Below are 17541 nucleotides of genomic sequence, written 5' to 3' on the forward strand. Positions count from 1 at the left end.
CGCCTTCGCGCGCGGAGAGGTGATGATTGGAGCAGTCATGTTCGATTGGTGGCGGTCGCGTACGGCCGGGCTGGAGGAGAAGGCGTCGGCGGCGGGGCCGCTGATCGCGTTTTCACAGGGGCGCAGGGCGGTGTGGACGCCTCGGGATTACCTGAGCCTGGCGGAGGAGGGGTTCGCGCGGAATCCGGTGGCTTATCGCTGCGTTCGGATGGTGGCGGAGGCGGCGGCGAGCGTGCCGCTGGTGGTGTTCGATGGCGGCGAGCGGGCGGGGGCGGATCATCCGCTGACAGCGCTGCTGGCGCGGCCCAATCCGGAGCAGGGGGCGGGGGAACTGCTGGAGGCGCTGTACGGCGCGCTGCAGACGGCGGGGAACGCCTATCTGGAAGCCGTTAATGGCGGCGAGGGGGCGCCGGAGGAGCTGTACGCCCTGAGGCCCGACCGGGTGCGGGTGGTTCCCGGGCCGAACGGCTGGCCGGCGGGGTACGAGTATGAGGTGGCCGGGCGGACGGCGCGGATGATGCGGGCGGCGGACGGGTTTTCGCCGGTGCTGCACCTGAAGCTCTTCAATCCGCGCGACGACTGGTACGGCCAGAGCCCGATGGAGGCGGCGGCCTTCGCTATCGATGTGCACAATGCGTCGGGGGCCTGGAACAAGGCCCTGCTGGACAATGCGGCCAGGCCATCGGGGGCGCTGGTCTACGGGGCCAAGGACGGAGCGCGGCTGACCGACGGGCAGTTCGCGGCGCTGAAGGCGCAGCTGGACGACAGCCATCGGGGCGCGCTGAACGCCGGGCGGCCGATGGTGCTGGAGGGCGGGCTGGACTGGAAGGCGATGAGCCTGAGCCCGCAGGAGATGGATTTCGCGGCCGGGAAGCACGCGGCGGCGCGGGAGATCGCCCTGGCGTTCGGGGTGCCGCCGCAGCTGTTGGGGATCCCCGGGGACGCGACCTATTCGAACTATCGCGAAGCCAATGTCGCCTTCTGGCGGCAGACGGTGCTGCCGCTGGTCACGAAGACGGCGGGGGCGATGACGGCGTGGCTGGCTGTGCGGTTCCCGGGGTGTCGGATCGAGCCGGACCTGGACGCGGTGCCGGCGCTGCAGCCGGAGCGGGACGCGCTGTGGGCGCGGCTGGAGGCGGCGAGCTTTCTGTCGGTCGAGGAGCGGCGGCGGATGGCCGGCGTCGGGGGATGAGTGAGCATCAGGTCAGGCGGGTGCCGACGGCGCTGCTGGTGGCGCTCGCGGCGCAGGCGGTGGCGGGGCTGGTGTGGGCCGGGGGCGCCGCATCGCGGATCGGCACGCTGGAGGACCGCGTCGCCGAGCAGCGGATGGTGGCGGAACGGCTGGCGCGGCTGGAGGAGCAGAGCCTGGCCACGCGGGCGGCGGTCGAGCGGATCGAGGCGCGGGTCGTGAGTCGTGAATCGTGAATCGTGAGTAGGGGGATGAGGATGGATCAGGCGATGGCGGCTAATCACCGACCACCACTCACGACTCACGGCTCACCACTCACGATCCAGGGCTACGCGTCCCTCTGGGGTCAGGCGGACCTGAACGGGGACGTGGTGGCCCGGGGAGCCTTCGCCGAGAGCCTGACGCGGCGCGGGGCGGCGGGGGTGCGGATGCTGCATCAGCACGACGAGCGCGCGGTGGTCGGGGTGTGGGACGAGATGGTCGAGGACGGGCGGGGCTTACGGGTGCGGGGTCGGCTATTCGACTGGTCGGCCGAAGCGCGGTTCGCGCGGTCGCTGGCCCGGGCCGGGGCGCTGGACGGGCTGTCGATCGGGTTCCGGACGGCGCGGGCGCGGCGCGAGGGCCGGCTAAGGGTGCTGTCGGGCGTGGACCTCTGGGAGGTGTCGCTGGTGACGTTTCCGATGCTGGCGGGGGCGCGGTTCGGGGTGGTCGGCGGCGAGAATGGGAACGGCGCTTTGGGCCAGACGCTTTGATCGGACGAGCCGCGAAGGAGTGTCGGATGCGCCGTTTGATGGTCGGGATCGCCGTGATGGCCCTGGGGGCCTGTTCCAATGAGTCAGCCGAGCAGGCGGCGCCGGCCGCATCGGTCGAGGCGGATGCGGTGGAAACCACGCCGCCCGTCGAGAACACCGAGGCGGCGCCGGCGGGCAATCCGGATGCGGCCCTGGCGCTGGATGGCGAGGGGTTGCGGGCGGTGATCCTGGCCAGCGGCTCCACGCGGCTGATCGAATTCGGTCAGGCCGAGGCGGAGGTGATGCGCCAGCTGGAAACGGTTCGCGGCCAGGCGGCGGACGAGCGGGGGACCAATTCCGACTGCGGGACGGGGCCGCTGCAGTACGCGAGTTGGGACGACGGGCTGACGGCCTGGTTCCAGGACGGCGTCTTTGTCGGCTGGGCGCTGAACGGCGAAGGCGGCGGCGCCTCGACCATGGGCGGACTGGGCGTGGGCACGACCCGCGCGGAGCTGGACGGCGGCCCGACGGTGGTCGAGGTCGAGGAGACGAGCCTGGGTCAGGAGTTCGACGCGGGCGGCGTGTTCGGCATTCTGAACGGAACCGGAGAGACCGCGCGGGTCACCAATCTGTGGGGCGGGACGAGCTGCAACTTCCGATGAGGGGGTGGGTCACCAACGAAAGATCAGGATCGCAATAGCTGCGATCGCGAAAATAACTACGACCAGAAACCTGGCGCGCTGTTCGTCCTGACCATCCAGGCGCATCAGAGACACTTCATCATCGCCCTTTCCGAGGATCGCGTCCCGGCGAGAGACGAGATGTCTGTGAATGATCGCCAGCAGGACCATCATCGTGAGGACAAAGATGGGGGTGCTTCCCGAGGGGAGAGACAAGCGGCCGGATGAACTTTGGCCCAGCCACGCTTCGGCCTGCTGTCGATCTCCGAAAATGTGAAGGATCGCCACGGCGAAGACGATCGCCTCTGAGGCAAGCCAGACTATTTGCGCGATGCGAGGGAGTCGCCGTCCTGCAAACATGGCGAAGCGGTCCCAAGACTCATCCAGGCGGCTCATTCAGCGGGCCAGGCTCGGGAGCAGATACTCCGCCGGGAGCGGCGTCTCCGGGTTTTCGGCCTGCCAGTAGACGGAGAGGATCCACCAGCGGGCGCCGTCGTGGAACAGCTGGATGCTGTTGACGCCTCGGGCGAAGGGCTCGGGGTCCGAGAGGCTGTGGCGGGCGTCGTAGGTGGAGAAGACGTGGGCGATCGCGCCGAAGCGTTCGGTGCGGCGGGCCAGTTCGCGTTCGTGGAAGCCCTGGTCGAGCATGAAGGGCTCGGAGCGGGCGATGTAGTCGTCGGGAGAGACGGCGCGGACCGTGGCCTGGCCTTGGGCATCACGGCCGGTGGGCATCAGGCGGCCGGTGGGGTGGAAGAGGCTGCGGAAACGATCCCAGTCTCGGGCCTGGCCGGCGTCGCCGGAGATGACGTCGTAGAGGGCGGCGACGATGGCGTCGATCGACTGGACGTCGGCGGGGGCGGCGGGGGCTGAGGCCTGCGGCGCGGGAACTGAAGGCTCCTGAGCGAGCGCCGGGGTTGCGGTCAACAGGGCGGCCAGGATCAGGATCAGGCGCATGGGGCGGCTCCGGCCGCGAGGGCGGCTGAGGCAGTAGCGGATTTTCGAGGATCGGGGTCAAGGCGGCGGCGTCGTCACCCCTCACCCTTTCGCGCCAGGGCGATCGCTTCGCTCTCGCGCGCTCAAGCCCCCTCCCGCCGGGAGAGGGAGAACAGCGGAGACATCATGAAAGAGACCAAACAGGCTCCGGCTTCGCCGGAGGCGACGGCGGCGTTGCATGCCGTGATGGCGGCGTTCGAGGGCTTCAAGGAGGCCAACGACCAGCGGCTGGACGAGATCGAGAAGAAGGCCTCGGCCGATGTGCTGCTGGAGGAGAAGGTGGCGCGGATCGACCGGGCGGTGGCCTCGGCGCAGGGGCGGCTGGAACGGCTGGCGAGCGAGGGGCGCAGGCCGGCGCTTGGGGGTGCGAGCCCCTCCACCGCTTCGCGGTCCCCCTCCCCATTTCATGGGGAGGAGAAGTCTGCGTTCGACAGCTATCTCAGGGCCGGCGTCGGTCTGGAGGTGAAGTCGGGTCTGTCCTCGGCGGCGGACTCGGGCGGCTATGTAGTGCCGCCGCAGACCGAGCGGGCCATCGAGCGACGTCTGATGGCAGGCAGCCCGATGCGCGAGATCGCCACGGTCCGGACGGTGGCGGCGGGCGTGTACCGCAAGCCGGTGTCGGTCGACGGCGTGGCCTCTGGTTGGGTGGCCGAAACGGCGCCGCGGCCCGAGACCGATCCGGCGATGCTGAAGCTGCTCGAGTTTCCGGCGGGCGAGCTCTACGCCTCGCCGGCGGCGACCCAGACCTTGCTGGATGACGCCTTGCTGGACCTGGACGAATGGCTGGCGGCCGAGGTGGAGGACGCCTTCGCGGCGCAGGAGACCGAGGCCTTTGTGCGCGGTGACGGCGTCAACAAGCCGCGCGGTTTCCTGGACTATCCGACGGTGACGGACGGGACCCAGGCGTGGGGCGAGATCGGCGAGGTGCTGTCCGGCGCCGACGGCGGTTTCGCGGTGGAGGATCCGACCGACCGGCTGATCGACCTGGTCTATGCGCCCAAGGCCCAGTACCGGCCGAACGCGCGCTTTGTCATGAACCGGGGCGTGGTTTCGGCGGTGCGGAAGTTCAAGGACTCGGACGGCGCCTACATCTGGCTGCCGCCAGGTCGGGCCGGGGATACGCCGACGCTGCTGGGCTATCCGGTGACCGAGATCGAGACCATGCCGGCGATGGCGTCGGGCAGCCTGTCGATCGCTTTCGGTGACTTCCAGCGTGGCTATCTGATCGTCGATCGGGCGGGGGTGCGGGTGCTGAGGGATCCGTTCTCGGCCAAGCCCTATGTGCTGTTCTACACCACAAAGCGTGTCGGCGGCGGGGTGCAGGACTTCGACGCGATCAAGGTGATGCGGTTCGGCGCGGCCTGATGAGTCCTCCCTTTCCCGGCGGGAGAGGGAGACCGCGCACGACGGCGGCAGCCGTTGTTCTGGCGCGGTCGGGTGAGGGGCGTGACGCCAGAGTTCCAGGGTCTGACCCCTCACCCTTTCGCGCGAGGACGGCCGCTTCGCGACCGTACGCTCAAGCCCTCTCCCGCCGGGAGAGGGTCTTCTTTTTCGAGGTGATCCATGACCGCACCGGTTTCCCTGGCCGAGGCGAAGCTGTTCCTGCGCGTGGCGCATGGGGACGAGGACGCGCTGATCCAGACGCTGATCGACGCGGCGCGGACGCGGGTCGAGGGGGCGGTGGGGATGTCTCTGACCTCGACCTCGCCGGCGGGCTTGCGGCTGGCCATCCTGATGCTGGCGCTAGCCGCCTATGAGCGGGGCGAGGCGTCGGTGGGGCTGTCGGAGGTCGAGCCCTGGCTGGCGCCGTACCGCGAGGCCCGGCTGTGACGAGCGCAGGGCGAATGCGGCGTCTCGGCGAGCTCTTGGAGGCGGTCGAGACCGAGACGGCGCAGGGCGGTCGGGCGGTGAGCTATGAGCCGCTGGGCGTGGTGTGGCTGGCGCTGGGCGAGCGGTCGCGCAGCGAGGGCGCCACGGCGGGCCAGACCGAGACGATCGAGCGGCTGGAGGCGGTGACGCGGATGGAGCCGCGTCTGGTCGCAGGCCGGGTGGTCCGGCTGGACGGCCGGGACTGGCGCATCCGGCTGGTCGATCCGGACCAGCCCCGGCCTGGGCGGGCGACGCTGAGCCTGGAGAGGACGACGCGATGAGCGGGCATGGGATTGCGGATCACGCGGGGCTGTTGGTCGCCGCCCTGATCGCTTGGCTGAAGGCGGACGCCGGGGTGCGGGCGGTGCTGGGCGTGGCCCCACGCGTGTGGGACCGGGCGCCGGCGGAGGCGGGCGAGCCGTTCCTGACCCTGGGAGCGGTGGAGAGCCGGCCGGTCAGAGGTCTGGGCTGCGGCGTCGAGCACCGGCTGACCCTGACCTGCTCTTCGGCCTTTCACGGGGTGGAAGAGGCGCGGGCGGCGATTGCGGCGGCGCGGGCCTGTCTGGACGACACGCGGCCGGAGATCGAGGGGCTGAGGGTGATCAGCCTGACGGCGATGATGGCCGAGACCTTTCACGGACGCGGCTTCGCCCGGGCCTATGGGGTGCTGCGGCTGAGGGCGGTGACGGAGGACGCGTGAGGTCGTGAGTGGTGAGTCGTGATGAACGGGGCCTGTCTCCGTCACGCGACGCCTTCTTCCTACTCACGACTTACCAATCACGACTCACGAGGGAACGAACAATGGCGGCTCAACGCGGCAAGGACATTCTGTTGAAGATCGGCGACGGCGGGTCGCCGGAGGGGTTCGAGACGGTGGCGGGGCTGAGGGCGCGGACCATCGCTTTGAACGCGCGCACGGTGGATGTGACGGATTCCGACAGCGCCGGTCGGTGGCGTGAACTGCTGGCCGGCGCGGGCGTGCGATCGGCGGAGGTGCGGGGTCAGGGGGTGTTCCGCGACGCGGAGTCCGACGCCCGGATGCGCGAGGCCTTCTTCGACCAGGCGGCGCGGCGGTGGCGGTTGATCGTGCCGGACTTCGGCACGATCGAGGGGCCGTTCCAGATCACGCAGCTGGAGTACGCCGGCGAACACGAGGGCGAAGCGAGCTTTTCGGTCGGGCTGGAGAGCGCGGGCGAGCTGACGTTCGAGGTCGCCTGATGCCGAACGGGGCGCGGGGAGAGGTGACGGCGGAGCTGGCGGGGGCGGAGCGGACGTTGTGCCTGACGCTGGGAGCGCTGGCCGAGATCGAGACGGACCTGGGCGTTCAGGGGTTCGAGGCGTTGGCGGCGCGGATGCGGACGCTGTCGGCGCGCGACCTGATGGTTGTGCTGGCCGCCCTGTTGAGGGGCGGCGGCGAGAGCGAGCTGGCGCGCGGGCTGGGCGAGGCGCGGGTCGATCCGCGCGCGGCGGCCGGCGCCGTGGCGCGGGCGTTCGCGGCGGCGGCCTGACCCGATCATGGACTGGGGCGAGGCGATGCGAGCGGCCGGGCTGATGGGCGTGGCGCCCGAGGCGTTCTGGCGACTGTCGGTGCGGGAGTGGCGGATGCTGACCGGACCGGCGGCTGTGCCGACGCCGATGTCGCGGCGCGAGCTGGAGGCGCTGGCCGAGGCATAGCCGGACCGGACGGGAGAGGCAATCAATGATTGACGAGCGCGGACCACCCGTGAACGACCAAGCCGATGACCTGCTGCGTCTGGGCGAGGCGGCCGAGGCGCTGGAGGGGTTGCGCGAGCCGGCGGAGCGGGCGGCCCAGGCGATCGACGACGCTTTTGCGCGGGCGGGATCCAGCCTGGCGCGGTCGCTGGCGAGGGCGGCGGCGGATGGCGAGATCAGCCTGGCGGAACTGGCGCGGCTGATGCTGAATACGCTGAACGGGCTGTTCAGCGGCGGTCGGGCGACGGGCGGACTGGAGGTCCTGGTCGCGACCCTGGGGTCTGGCCTGGGCGGAATCCTGAGCGCGGTGTTCGGAGGCGTGTCTTCGACCGCAGGGAGCCGCGACGGACTCGTTCCCAGTCATGCCCAGCCATCATCGGCTGTCCCACCCACGGCGCCGCCGGGCATAGCCTTCAGGAAGCTGAGCGCACCGCTCGGGGCCCTCGCACCGAGCCTGGAGCGGCGCACAACGATCGAGCGGAGCGCCACGCGGCAGATCGAGACCGGCGCCCCCGTGACCGTCAATGTCAGCCTGACCGGTCCGGCCGAGGGGCTGCTGCGGTCCGAGGCGCAGCTGGCCCAGACCCTGGCGCGGGCGGTGGCGCTGGGCGCGCGGCGGCTGTGACGCCTAGTCGAACGTTTCGGGAGCGACGCCGCCCTTGGGGTCCTGGCCGAACCGGTTGGGTCCGACCGTCCCGGGCATCAGGCCGATCCAGAGCAGGAAACCCAGGCCGATCAGGGCGCTGAGGCCAAACGCGCCCATGGCGGGTCCCATGACGGCCATCATGGCCCAGGGATTGTCGTCCCATGTCTGGCCCGTGGTGATGGCGCCCATGCCGATCATGCCCACGCCGACGAAGAACAGAATGATGCCGGCGACCCAGGGCAGGGCGACCCACCAGCCGGTCTGACCCATGTCGTGGAGGCGCTTCACCGAGATGGCCAGGTTGGGCCAGATCAGCAGCAGACCGATCAGGCCGCCGATCAGAGGCAGCCAGCTGGTGACGATGCCGATGGCGAGCAGAATGACCCAGGCGATCCAGAAATGGCTGCGGCGGATGCGACCCTCGAAGGACAGCATCAGGTGCTTCCAGTCGATGTCCGAGCCGAGGCCGGATCCCGAGCCAGCGACGCCGGGCGTGTAGCCGGGGCGGGCGGACGTCTCTCCGGCCAGGGGCATGATGTTGGTGGCGATGTCGCCCGATGCGACGAAATCGACCCGCTGGCCGGCGCGCGGAACGCCGAGGCCGGGGAAGCCGGCGCGATCGAAGGCGTAGCGTTGGCCGTCGTCGCCCGAGATCAGGCCCATGCCGCTGACGTCATCGAAGCTGAGAATTTCACCACGCACGTTGAAGCCTCCCCTGAAGTGCGGCCGCGAGTTGGCCGCGTTTCGGAGGCGCGCGCAAGAGAACGCGGGTCGGGACCATGAATTTTCACGAGGTGCGGCTGCCGGCGCGACTGGCGTTCGGATCGACGGGCGGGGTGGAGCGGCGGACCGAGATCGCCACCCTGGGGTCCGGGTTCGAACGGCGGTCGAGCCCGTGGCTGAACGGGCGCCGGCGCTATCTGATCGGGGCGGGTCTGAGGTCGCTGGAGGATATGGCGGCGCTGACGGAGTTCTTCGAGGCGCGGCGGGGGCGGCTGTTCGGGTTCCGGTTCCGGGACTCGGCGAAGTGGTCTTCGAGACGCCGCCTGAGGCCGGGGCGGCGATCACTGCGGGGTTTCTGTTCGACACGCCGGTGCGGTTTGATTCCGACCGGATCGAGGTGACGCTGGAGACCTTCGGCGCGGGCCGGATGGCGGCGATGCCGTTGATTGAAGTGAGGGTCTAGGGGCGGAGCGCCCAACCTGGTCACTGCGCGACCTGCCCTCCCCCGAGGGGGAGGGAGAGGAGATTGTTATGAGAATCCTGCCTTCGGGCCTCTCCGACCGCGTGGCGGGCGGAGCGGCGATGCTTTGCCATGTGTGGATCGCCAGGCGGGGCGATGGCGCGCGCTTTGGGTTCACGGATCACGACCGGGATCTGGAGGTGGACGGGGTCGTGTGCCGGGCGGGGACGGGCTGGGCCGCCGGGGCGGCGGAGACGGCGGAGGGGACGGCGCCGGGGCAGGCGTCGGCGTCGGGGGTGCTGGACGCCGAGACCATTTCGGAAGGCGATGTGGCGGCCGGGCTGTGGGACGGGGCGGAGGTCTCGCTGTGGCGCGTGGACTGGTCCGAGCCGGCATTGCGGGTGCGGCTGTGGGTCGGGCGGCTGAGCCGGATCACGCGGGCGGGCGAGGTCTTCACCGCCGAGGTGGAAGGGCCGCTGGCCAAGCTGGAGCGGGTGGTCGGGCGGACCTATGGGCGGCTCTGCGACGCGATGCTGGGCGATGCGCGTTGCGGGGTCGATCTCAGCGCCTGGCCCGACGAAACGGTGTGCGACCGCAGTTTTCGGACGTGTCGGGAGCGGTTCGGCAATGCGACACGGTTCCGGGGCTTTCCGGACATTCCGGGCGACGACTTCCTGACGGCCGTGCCGGCCGAGGGGGGGCGGCATGATGGGGGGAGCCGGCGGTGAGGAGCCCCGACCGATCTCGGAGCGCCCCCACCCGGTCGCCGGCGCGATCATCCTCCCCTGAAGGGGAGGGAGAGGCGCGGCGTCTCGCTCTGGAAGAGGCGCGGGGGTGGCTGGGGACGCCGTATCGGCATCAGGCCTCGGTCAAGGGGGCGGGGTGCGACTGCCTGGGGCTGATGCGGGGGGTGTGGCGAAGGCTTTACGGCGACGAGCCTGAGGTCTTGCCGCCCTATTCGCCGGACTGGGCCGAGCGGAGCGGCGAGGAACTGATGCTGGCGGCGGCGCGGCGTTGGCTGGTTCCGGTCGCGCGCAAGGCGGCGCGGCCGGGGGATGTGCTGCTGTTCCGAATGGCGGAAGGGGCGCCGGTGAAACACTGCGCTGTTCTGAGCGCGGTGGGCCAGCCGGGGGCGCGGATGATCCACGCCTATTGGGGGCGGTCGGTGATCGAGAGCTGGATGGGCGACTGGTGGAAGCGGCGACTGGTCGCGGCCTTCACCTGGCCGGAGGACGATGCATGGCGCAGGTGATCCTGGGCGGGGTTGGCGGGGCGATCGGGGGCGGCATCGGGCGGGCGCTGGGGGCCCTGGCTGGGCGGGCGCTGGACGGTCTGCTGGTGTCGAGCCTGGCGGCGCCGCGTCAGCGGGGGCCGCGTCTGGAGACGCTGAGGCTGCAGGCGACGGCGGAAGGCCAGCCGATGGCCTGCGCCTTGGGCCGGGTGCGCGTGACCGGCCAAATGATCTGGGCGGCGCGGTTTCTGGAACGGCGAAACGAGAACGGCGGCGGCAAGGGCGGGCCGCGCACGGTCGACTACGACTATTCGCTGAGCTTCGCCGTCGCCCTGTGCGAGGGGCCGATCGACGGCATTGGACGGGTGTGGGCGGACGGACAGCCGCTGCGCCTGGATGGGGCGACGATGCGGGTGCATCGCGGGACCGAGGTCCAGCAGCCCGATCCGTTGATCGAGGCGGTCGAGGGGGCGGCGCCGGCCTATCGCGGGACGGCCTATGTGGTGTTCGAGGATCTGCCGCTGGCCCCGTTCGGCAACCGGCCGCCGCAGCTGAGTTTCGAGGTGCTGCGGCGGGTGTCGGCGCCGGACGGGCTGGAAGAGATGCTGGAGGGAGTCTGTCTGATCCCCGGGGCCGGGGAGTTCACCCTGGCGACCCAGCCAGTGTTCCGGCGCGAGGGGCTGACCCGGACGACGGCCGAGAACCTGAACAACCTGATCGGGTCGCCGGACCTGAGGGTGGCGGTCGATCAGCTGGAGCGGGATTTTCCGCGGGTGAAGCGGGTCAATCTGGTCGTGGGCTGGTTCGGTACGGACCTAAGAGCAGGGGAGTGCCGGATCTGGCCGGGCGTTGAGCGGCGCGACAAGCCGACCGAACCGATCGAATGGGGCGTGGCGGGGCTGGGGCGCGACGACGCGCACCTGATCTCGGGGCATGAGGGCCGGCCGGCCTATGGCGGGACGCCTTCGGACCAGACGGTGGTGGACGCCGTGCGGATGCTGAAGGATCGCGGCTACGAGGTGGTGATCTATCCGTTCGTGTTCATGGACATCGCGCCGGAGAACGGGTTGGACGACCCCTACGGAGGCCTCGAGCAGGCGCCTTATCCGTGGCGCGGAAGGATCACGGGATCGGATCGGACGGCGTCGGTCGCGGGCGAGGTCGCAGCCTTTTTCGGCGGGCCGGACGACTGGGGTTTGAGGCGGATGGCGCGCCATTACGCCGAACTGACGGTCGAGGCCGGGGCGGACGGAATGCTGGTCGGCTCGGAGCTGCGCGGGGTCACGACGTTGCGGGACGAGGCGGGGGGCTATCCTGCGGTGACGGAACTGGTGGCCCTGGCGGGCGAATGCCGGGCGATCCTGGGGGCGTGGCGCAGCCTCAGCTATGCGGCGGACTGGAGTGAGTATTTCGGGCATCAGCCGGCCGATGGGTCGGGGCACGTCGCCTTTCACCTGGACCCGCTGTGGTCGAACGCGGCGGTCGATCACGTGGCCATCGACTGGTACGCGCCGATCACGGACTGGCGCGGGGGCGAGGCGCATCTGGACGCTCTGGAGGGCTGGGATGGGGTGCATGGCCCCGACTATCTCGACAGCCGGATCGAGGGCGGGGAAGGGTTCGACTGGTTCTACGCCAACCCGATGGACCGCGATGCCCAGACGCGGACGCCGATCACGGACGGCGCGCATGACGAGCCATGGGTTTATCGCTGCAAGGACCTGAGAAACTGGTGGGGGCGGGCGCACCACGACCGGCCGGACGGGGTGCGGGCGGAGACGCCAACGGCCTGGACGGCTGGGATGAAGCCGATCCGGCTGGTCGAGTTCGGTTGCGCGGCGGTGGACAAGGGGGCCAATGCGCCGAACCTGTTCGTCGATCCCAAGAGCAGCGAGAGCCACCTGCCGCCTTATTCGACCGGCGACCGCGATGACCTGATGCAGCGGCGGGCGCTGGAGGCCATGCTGAGGCATTGGCGCGATCCGGCGAACAATCCGGAAGCGACGGAATACGCAGGGCGGATGATCGAGGGGCTGGATGCCTGGTGCTGGGACGCGCGGCCCTATCCGGACTTTCCGGCGCGAGTTGATGTGTGGGCGGACGGGCCGAACTGGACGGGCGGCCACTGGCTGAACGGGCGGGCCATGGGGGATGGCTCTGACCTGATCCGAGCGGTGCTGGAACGCGGCGGTCTGGAGGAGGCGGAGTTCTCGATCCGGGGCGTCGAGGGGGCGGCGGCCGGCTATCTGATCGACCGGCCGATGCGGACACGAGACGCGCTGGAGCCGCTGCTGCTGGCATTTGGGGCGGAGGCGGCGGAGCAGGGCGGGAGGGTGGCGGTGATCGGCCGGCCGGACTCTGTGGTCGAGGTGTCGAGTTCGAGCCTGGCCTTGCCGGAGGAGGGGCCGGCGATCCGGACGACGCGGACGCTGGAGGCGACACCGGATCAGGTGCGGGTGCGGTTCATCGACGAGACGGCCGACTATCAGACCGGAGCGGTGTCGGCGCGGCGCGCGGATACGGGCGGGGGCGGGGCGGATGTGGACCTGCCGCTGGCGGCGACGACGGGCTTTGCGCGGCGGGCGGCGCGGCGCTTGCTGGAGGGGGCGAGCGCCGAGGTGATCACCCTGGCGCTGGACCCGATCACGGCCCTGTGGCTGGAGCCCGGAGACGGGGTGCGGGTGGCGGGACGAGAGGGGCTGTGGCGGGTCGGGCGGGTGACGCGTGATGAGCAGCCATCAGCCGAGGCGCGGCTGTATCTGCCCGGGCCGCCGGTCGAGGTCGATCCAGACTGGCGGCCGGGCGATCCGCCGGGGACGAGCGGACGGCCGTTCGTGGCGATCCTGGACCTCCCGCCCCTGCCGGGGGCCGAGGGTGACGACCGGCCGCTGGCGGCGGTGGCGGTAGAGCCGTGGCGGCCGATGAGGGTCCACGCCGGCGGCGGTGTCGAGGGGCTGACGCCGCGCGGGGACGTGACCCAGCCCGCCACCGTCGGGGTGCTGAAAGCGCCGCTGGGGGCCGGGCCGCTGCATCGTTGGGATGAGGTCAACGGATTGGTCGTTCGGCTGGAGGGACAGGCGCCCGAGAGCCGGAGCGCGCGGTCGATCCTGGCGGGCGCCGGCGCGGTGGCGGTCGAGGCCGGAAGCGGCTGGGAGATCGTGCAGTACCGGCGGGCGGACCTGATCGAGCCGGGGCTGTGGCGGCTGAGCGGCCTGCTGCGCGGGCAGCAGGGGACGGACGGCGAGATGCGGGTCGTTTCGGCCATCGGGGCGCGAGTGGTGGTGCTGGATGATGCCCTGGTGCGGCTGGAGGTGAGCGGGGGCGAGCGGGGCCTGCCGTTGATCTGGCGGGCGGGTCCGGCGGGGGCGCCGCCGGGCGGAGATGGTTTTGAGGAGGTCGAGGCGACCTGGCGCGGTGTGCAGGCGCGGCCGTGGAGTCCGGCGCATCTGGCGGCGCGATCTGACGGCGAGGGCGGCTATCGGCTTAGCTGGACCGCGCGGACGCGACTGGATGGGGATCGTTGGGACGGGGAGACATTGCAGGCCGACCTGCCGGAGCGATGGCGGGTGAGTGTCGGCGCGGGTGAGGCGGCGGTGCGGCGCTGGGAGGTCGAGGCGACGGAGGCGATGTGGTCGGCGGGCGAGGTCGAGGCGGATTTTCCGGACGGTATCGCCGAAGCCTGGGTCGAGGTGGCGCAGGGCTCGGCGGTGTTCGGCTGGGGCGCGAGCGCGCGGATTGCGCTGACCTGACCTGCCTCGCCCTTTGCGTGGGCGGCGTGATGGCCTAACTCACCCCTAGGCGCCCATGCCGGGCGTGTGGAGCTGAGCGGTCTGTGGCGGGCGATCCGTACAAGGAGCTGGGGGTCTCGAAGGGCGCGAGCGCCGAGGAGATCAAGAAGGCGTTCCGGAAGCTCGCCAAGGATCTGCATCCCGACAAGAATCCGGGCGACGCGAAGTCCGAGGAGCGGTTCAAGCGGATCACCGCCGCCTTCGACCTGCTGGGCGACGCAGAGAAGCGCGCCAAATTCGACCGGGGCGAGATCGACGCGGACGGGCGCGAGCAGTTCCGGGGCTATCCGGGGGGCGGCGCCTATGCCGGCGGACGGCCGGGCGGGTTTGGTCAGCGCGGCAACGCCCAGTTCGAGGACATCGATCTGGACGAGCTGTTCGGCATGTTCGGCGGCCGGGGGCGAGAGCGGGGGCCGCGCGACTTCACCAGCAAGGGCCAGGATGTGCGGGCGACCCTGGAGGTCAGCCTGGAAGAGGCCATCGCGGGCGCGACGCGGCGCATCCAGTTTTCGGATGGGCGGATGCTGGACGTGACCATTCCGAAGGGAGCGGCCGACGGGCAGGTTCTGCGCCTCAAGGGCCAAGGCGCGCCGGGGCGCAACGGTCCGGCGGGCGACGCCCTGATCGAGCTACGCATCGCGCCTCACCCTGTATGGAAGCGCGAGGGGGCGGACCTGAGCATGGACCTGCCGGTGTCGGTTCCGGACGCGGTGTTGGGGGCCAAGGTGCCTTTACGGACGCCGGAGGGGACGGTCAGCATGACTATTCCCAAGGGCTCCAACTCGGGCAAGGTGTTGCGGCTAAAGGGGCGGGGCGCGTTCGCCGGCGGGCGTCGGGGCGACCTGCTGGCGCGGATCGTGATCATGCTGCCGGAGGAGGTCGACGCCGAGCTGGTCAAGCTGGCCGAGGACTGGCGGGCGAAGCGGCCTTACCGGCCGGGCGGCTGAGGATGGACAAACCCTCGGTGCGGCCCGAGCGGCCGTGGTTCAGTTCGGGTCCGACGGTCAAGCGGCCGGGCTGGAGCCGGGACGTCAGCCGCACCGATCTGAGTGGGCGAGGCATTCGCGCGCCGGAAGTGGTCGAGCGGTTCGCCCATGCTCTGAGGCTGACGCGGGCGGTGCTGAAGCCGCCCGAGGACCATGTGATGCTGTACGTGCCCGCCTCCGACACCGGGGCGGTAGAGGCGGCGCTGTGGTCGATGCTGGGCGCGCGACGGTGCCAGGTGCTGGCCTATGAGAATTTTGGCCAGGTGTGGGCGACGGATGTGCGCGATCACCTGGGGGTCCAGCCGGAGGTGCTGGAGGCGGAGTGGGGCGCGCTGCCGGATCTGAGCCGGGTCGATCCCGCCGCCGATGTGGTGTTTCCGTGGAACGGCACGACGTCGGGGGTTCGCGTGCCGGACGCGGGATGGATTTCGGCGGAGCGCGAGGGTCTGACCATCTGCGACGCGACCTCGGCGGCCTTCGCCATGCCTCTGGACTGGCCGAAGCTGGATGTCGTGACGTTCAGCTTTCAGAAAGCGCTGGGCGGGGAGGCCGGGATCGGGGTGATGGTGCTCTCGCCTCGCGCCGTGGAGCGGCTGGACACGCACCGGGCGCCGTGGCCGGTCCCCAAGGTGCTGCGGATTCAGGACGGCAAGGGGCTCGACCGGGCCCTGGCGAAGGGGGCGATGATCAACACCTTCTCGGTGGCGGTGATCGAGGACTGGATCGACGCCCTGGAGTGGGCCGAGCGGGTCGGCGGGGTCGAGACGCTGATCTCGCGGACGGATCGAAACTTCGCCGCCCTGGCGGCCTGGGTCGAGCGGACGCCGTGGGTGGAGTTCCTGGCGGCGGACCCGGCGACGCGATCGACCACCTCGGTGTGCCTGAAAATCGTCGATGAACGGGTCACGGCCTTGGACGACGAAGCGCGTCAGGCGTTCGTGTGGCGGATGAAGGTAGTGCTGGAGAGCGAGGGCGCGGCGTTCGACGTCGAGAGCCACCGCAACGCGCCGGCGGGCTTGAGGCTATGGTGCGGGCCGACGGTGGAGACGGCCGATGTCGAGGCGGTGGGGCCGTGGCTGAATTGGGCGTTCGACGCGGTTGTTTCGGCCCTCTGACGCGACACGCGGCGATTCCCCCGCTATAGGCTCCGCCCGCGAGCAGCGGAGGTTTCGTCTTGGCGAATGTGGCGGTGGTCGGAGCCCAGTGGGGCGACGAGGGCAAGGGCAAGATCGTCGACTGGCTGTCGAACCGGGCCGATGTGGTGGTGCGGTTCCAGGGCGGTCACAACGCCGGCCATACGCTTGTGGTCGGGGACAAGGTCTACAAGCTGAGCCTGCTGCCGAGCGGCGTGGTGCAGGGCAAGCCGTCGATCATCGGCAATGGCGTGGTGGTCGATCCCTGGGCGCTGCTGGACGAGATCGCGCGGGTCGAGGGGCAGGGCGTGGCGATCACCCCGGAGATCCTGACCCTGGCCGACAACGCCTGTCTGATCCTGCCGCTGCACCGCGACCTGGACCAGGCGCGCGAGGCCCAGGCCGGGGCGACCAAGATCGGCACGACGGGGCGGGGCATCGGCCCGGCCTATGAGGACAAGGCGGGGCGGCGAGCCATACGGGTCGGTGACCTGGCCGATCCCGAGGCGTTGGACGCCAAGATCGAGCGGCTGCTGGCCCACCACAATGCGCTTCGGAAGGGGCTGGACCTGGCTGAGGTCGATGCGGACGGGCTGAAGGCCGAGCTGCTGGAGATCGCGCCGAGGGTGCTGCGGTTCGCCGGCGAGCCCGTGTGGCGGCTGCTGGACCGGGCCTATCGCGAGGGGCGGCGGATTCTGTTCGAGGGGGCGCAAGGGACGCTTCTGGATGTCGACCACGGGACCTATCCCTATGTGACCAGCTCCAACACCGTGGCGGGCCAGGCGGCGGCGGGATCAGGCCTGGGGCCGCGGTCGGTCGGTTATGTGCTGGGCATCGTCAAGGCCTACACCACGCGGGTGGGCGAGGGACCGTTCCCGACCGAGCTGTTCGACAAGGACGGCGAGCGCATCGCCGAGCGTGGGCGCGAGTTCGGCACGGTGACGGGGCGGGCGCGGCGCTGTGGCTGGTTCGACGCGGTGCTTGCGCGCCAGTCGATCGCCATCAACGGCATCCACGGCATCGCGTTGACCAAGCTGGATGTTCTGGACGGGTTTGACGAGCTGAAGATCTGCGTGGGCTACCGGATCGGCGAGGAGACCTACGACTATCTGCCGGCGGGACTGAAGGACCAGGCGCGGGCCGAGCCGATCTATGAGACGATCGAAGGCTGGTCCGAGAGCACGCAAGGGGCGCGGTCCTGGAAGGACCTGCCGGCCAATGCGGTGAAGTACGTTCGGCGGATCGAGGAACTGATCGCGGCGCCCGTGGCCCTGCTGTCGACCAGCCCGGAGCGGGACGACACCATCCTGATGCGAGACCCGTTCCAGGGCTAAGGTTAGCGGGCGTCCTCAACGCGATCTTTACCCAAAGCGAGGCAGGCTGGGGTTTCGGATCGGAG

22 protein-coding genes and 1 pseudogene are annotated in these 17541 nt (G+C 70.6%); 20 read left to right on the forward strand and 3 right to left on the reverse strand.

The features are described 5' to 3' along the window. Positions 1 to 37 precede the first annotated feature (37 nt). Genes EES48_RS01700 through EES48_RS01715 form a run of 4 tightly spaced genes read left to right on the forward strand, consistent with a single transcriptional unit; the run spans position 38 to position 2582 of the window. Positions 38 to 1192 carry a phage portal protein gene (locus EES48_RS01700; RefSeq protein WP_122464647.1) on the forward strand — a complete coding sequence of 385 codons (1155 nt, stop codon included), beginning with the start codon at positions 38 to 40 and terminating at the stop codon, positions 1190 to 1192. Further along, the gene (locus EES48_RS01705) at positions 1189 to 1425 is read left to right on the forward strand and encodes a hypothetical protein (protein WP_122464648.1); all 237 of its coding nucleotides are present in this window, start codon (positions 1189 to 1191) and stop codon (positions 1423 to 1425) included. The genes EES48_RS01700 and EES48_RS01705 overlap by 4 nt, the downstream gene beginning before the upstream one ends. 33 nt (positions 1426 to 1458) lie before the next feature. Further along, positions 1459 to 1941, forward strand: a complete 483-nt coding sequence (locus EES48_RS01710; RefSeq protein ID WP_122465085.1) for an HK97 family phage prohead protease — start codon at positions 1459 to 1461, stop codon at positions 1939 to 1941. Positions 1942 to 1967: 26 nt separating this feature from the next. After that, complete coding sequence (locus EES48_RS01715) at positions 1968 to 2582, forward strand: hypothetical protein (protein WP_122464649.1); 615 nt, start codon at positions 1968 to 1970, stop codon at positions 2580 to 2582. A gap of 9 nt (positions 2583 to 2591) precedes the next feature. On the opposite strand, the gene EES48_RS01720 is transcribed toward EES48_RS01715, so the two are convergent. Continuing rightward, complete coding sequence (locus EES48_RS01720) at positions 2592 to 2996, reverse strand: hypothetical protein (protein WP_122464650.1); 405 nt, start codon at positions 2994 to 2996, stop codon at positions 2592 to 2594. Then, on the reverse strand, positions 2997 to 3554 hold the full coding sequence (locus EES48_RS14700) for a hypothetical protein (RefSeq protein ID WP_162997954.1): 558 nt from the start codon (positions 3552 to 3554) through the stop codon (positions 2997 to 2999). Between the two features lie 165 nt (positions 3555 to 3719). Between EES48_RS14700 and EES48_RS01735 the strand changes: the two genes are divergently transcribed. From EES48_RS01735 to EES48_RS01770, 8 genes are all read left to right on the forward strand, one after another. Continuing rightward, a complete protein-coding gene (locus tag EES48_RS01735; RefSeq protein ID WP_122464653.1) occupies positions 3720 to 4958 on the forward strand; it encodes a phage major capsid protein in 1239 nt (412 codons plus the stop codon). 198 nt (positions 4959 to 5156) lie between these two features. Then, positions 5157 to 5423, forward strand: coding sequence for a head-tail connector protein (locus tag EES48_RS01740; protein WP_122464654.1), 267 nt, complete (start codon positions 5157 to 5159; stop codon positions 5421 to 5423). Between the two features lie 14 nt (positions 5424 to 5437). Continuing rightward, positions 5438 to 5743, forward strand: a complete 306-nt coding sequence (locus tag EES48_RS01745) for a head-tail adaptor protein (protein WP_122464655.1) — start codon at positions 5438 to 5440, stop codon at positions 5741 to 5743. Next, on the forward strand, positions 5740 to 6162 hold the full coding sequence (locus tag EES48_RS01750) for a DUF3168 domain-containing protein (RefSeq protein ID WP_122464656.1): 423 nt from the start codon (positions 5740 to 5742) through the stop codon (positions 6160 to 6162). The genes EES48_RS01745 and EES48_RS01750 overlap by 4 nt, the downstream gene beginning before the upstream one ends. A 101-nt stretch (positions 6163 to 6263) precedes the next feature. Then, complete coding sequence (locus tag EES48_RS01755; RefSeq protein ID WP_122464657.1) at positions 6264 to 6680, forward strand: phage major tail protein, TP901-1 family; 417 nt, start codon at positions 6264 to 6266, stop codon at positions 6678 to 6680. Continuing rightward, on the forward strand, positions 6680 to 6970 hold the full coding sequence (locus EES48_RS01760) for a GTA-gp10 family protein (RefSeq protein ID WP_122464658.1): 291 nt from the start codon (positions 6680 to 6682) through the stop codon (positions 6968 to 6970). Before EES48_RS01755 ends, EES48_RS01760 begins: the two co-directional genes overlap by 1 nt. A gap of 7 nt (positions 6971 to 6977) precedes the next feature. Next, complete coding sequence (locus tag EES48_RS01765) at positions 6978 to 7136, forward strand: phage tail assembly chaperone (RefSeq protein WP_122464659.1); 159 nt, start codon at positions 6978 to 6980, stop codon at positions 7134 to 7136. A 25-nt stretch (positions 7137 to 7161) separates the two neighbouring features. Then, positions 7162 to 7800 (forward strand): phage tail tape measure protein, encoded by a 639-nt coding sequence (locus EES48_RS01770; RefSeq protein WP_122464660.1) that lies wholly within the window; start codon positions 7162 to 7164, stop codon positions 7798 to 7800. A 3-nt stretch (positions 7801 to 7803) separates the two neighbouring features. Here the strand turns inward: EES48_RS01770 and EES48_RS01775 are convergent, their stop codons facing one another. After that, complete coding sequence (locus EES48_RS01775; protein WP_122464661.1) at positions 7804 to 8523, reverse strand: DUF805 domain-containing protein; 720 nt, start codon at positions 8521 to 8523, stop codon at positions 7804 to 7806. Between the two features lie 77 nt (positions 8524 to 8600). Here EES48_RS01775 and EES48_RS15065 point away from each other — a divergent pair. From EES48_RS15065 to EES48_RS01810, 8 genes and pseudogenes are all read left to right on the forward strand, one after another. Beyond that, positions 8601 to 8830 (forward strand): annotated as a pseudogene (locus EES48_RS15065) (DUF2460 domain-containing protein); the annotation flags it as partial. Positions 8831 to 8848: 18 nt separating this feature from the next. Next, positions 8849 to 9007, forward strand: coding sequence for a DUF2460 domain-containing protein (locus EES48_RS15070; RefSeq protein ID WP_240623182.1), 159 nt, complete (start codon positions 8849 to 8851; stop codon positions 9005 to 9007). 68 nt (positions 9008 to 9075) lie between these two features. Beyond that, the gene (locus EES48_RS01785) at positions 9076 to 9732 is read left to right on the forward strand and encodes a DUF2163 domain-containing protein (RefSeq protein WP_122464662.1); all 657 of its coding nucleotides are present in this window, start codon (positions 9076 to 9078) and stop codon (positions 9730 to 9732) included. Beyond that, positions 9729 to 10256, forward strand: a complete 528-nt coding sequence (locus EES48_RS01790) for an NlpC/P60 family protein (protein ID WP_122464663.1) — start codon at positions 9729 to 9731, stop codon at positions 10254 to 10256. The genes EES48_RS01785 and EES48_RS01790 overlap by 4 nt, the downstream gene beginning before the upstream one ends. Continuing rightward, complete coding sequence (locus EES48_RS01795; protein ID WP_122464664.1) at positions 10244 to 13984, forward strand: baseplate multidomain protein megatron; 3741 nt, start codon at positions 10244 to 10246, stop codon at positions 13982 to 13984. Before EES48_RS01790 ends, EES48_RS01795 begins: the two co-directional genes overlap by 13 nt. An 83-nt stretch (positions 13985 to 14067) precedes the next feature. After that, on the forward strand, positions 14068 to 14970 hold the full coding sequence (locus EES48_RS01800; protein WP_122464665.1) for a DnaJ C-terminal domain-containing protein: 903 nt from the start codon (positions 14068 to 14070) through the stop codon (positions 14968 to 14970). A gap of 2 nt (positions 14971 to 14972) precedes the next feature. Next, positions 14973 to 16124: a phosphoserine transaminase gene (locus EES48_RS01805; RefSeq protein ID WP_122464666.1), complete on the forward strand. Its 1152-nt coding sequence runs from the start codon at positions 14973 to 14975 to the stop codon at positions 16122 to 16124. A gap of 59 nt (positions 16125 to 16183) precedes the next feature. Further along, positions 16184 to 17476 carry an adenylosuccinate synthase gene (locus EES48_RS01810; RefSeq protein ID WP_122464667.1) on the forward strand — a complete coding sequence of 431 codons (1293 nt, stop codon included), beginning with the start codon at positions 16184 to 16186 and terminating at the stop codon, positions 17474 to 17476. Positions 17477 to 17541 lie beyond the last annotated feature (65 nt).

It is taken from the genome of Brevundimonas lutea, from assembly GCF_003704105.1.
Lineage (GTDB): Bacteria > Pseudomonadota > Alphaproteobacteria > Caulobacterales > Caulobacteraceae > Brevundimonas > Brevundimonas lutea.

Excerpts from the sequence above, each read along its gene's own strand:
- EES48_RS01700 (WP_122464647.1), top strand. The coding sequence starts at position 38 with ATGTTCGATTGGTGGCGGTCGCGTACGGCCGGGCTGGAGGAGAAGGCG.
- EES48_RS01705 (WP_122464648.1), top strand. The coding sequence starts at position 1,189 with ATGAGTGAGCATCAGGTCAGGCGGGTGCCGACGGCGCTGCTGGTGGCG.
- EES48_RS01710 (WP_122465085.1), top strand. The coding sequence starts at position 1,459 with ATGGCGGCTAATCACCGACCACCACTCACGACTCACGGCTCACCACTC.
- EES48_RS01715 (WP_122464649.1), top strand. The coding sequence starts at position 1,968 with ATGCGCCGTTTGATGGTCGGGATCGCCGTGATGGCCCTGGGGGCCTGT.
- EES48_RS01720 (WP_122464650.1), bottom strand. The coding sequence starts at position 2,996 with ATGAGCCGCCTGGATGAGTCTTGGGACCGCTTCGCCATGTTTGCAGGA.
- EES48_RS14700 (WP_162997954.1), bottom strand. The coding sequence starts at position 3,554 with ATGCGCCTGATCCTGATCCTGGCCGCCCTGTTGACCGCAACCCCGGCG.
- EES48_RS01735 (WP_122464653.1), top strand. The coding sequence starts at position 3,720 with ATGAAAGAGACCAAACAGGCTCCGGCTTCGCCGGAGGCGACGGCGGCG.
- EES48_RS01740 (WP_122464654.1), top strand. The coding sequence starts at position 5,157 with ATGACCGCACCGGTTTCCCTGGCCGAGGCGAAGCTGTTCCTGCGCGTG.
- EES48_RS01745 (WP_122464655.1), top strand. The coding sequence starts at position 5,438 with ATGCGGCGTCTCGGCGAGCTCTTGGAGGCGGTCGAGACCGAGACGGCG.
- EES48_RS01750 (WP_122464656.1), top strand. The coding sequence starts at position 5,740 with ATGAGCGGGCATGGGATTGCGGATCACGCGGGGCTGTTGGTCGCCGCC.
- EES48_RS01755 (WP_122464657.1), top strand. The coding sequence starts at position 6,264 with ATGGCGGCTCAACGCGGCAAGGACATTCTGTTGAAGATCGGCGACGGC.
- EES48_RS01760 (WP_122464658.1), top strand. The coding sequence starts at position 6,680 with ATGCCGAACGGGGCGCGGGGAGAGGTGACGGCGGAGCTGGCGGGGGCG.
- EES48_RS01765 (WP_122464659.1), top strand. The coding sequence starts at position 6,978 with ATGGACTGGGGCGAGGCGATGCGAGCGGCCGGGCTGATGGGCGTGGCG.
- EES48_RS01770 (WP_122464660.1), top strand. The coding sequence starts at position 7,162 with ATGATTGACGAGCGCGGACCACCCGTGAACGACCAAGCCGATGACCTG.
- EES48_RS01785 (WP_122464662.1), top strand. The coding sequence starts at position 9,076 with ATGAGAATCCTGCCTTCGGGCCTCTCCGACCGCGTGGCGGGCGGAGCG.
- EES48_RS01795 (WP_122464664.1), top strand. The coding sequence starts at position 10,244 with ATGGCGCAGGTGATCCTGGGCGGGGTTGGCGGGGCGATCGGGGGCGGC.
- EES48_RS01805 (WP_122464666.1), top strand. The coding sequence starts at position 14,973 with ATGGACAAACCCTCGGTGCGGCCCGAGCGGCCGTGGTTCAGTTCGGGT.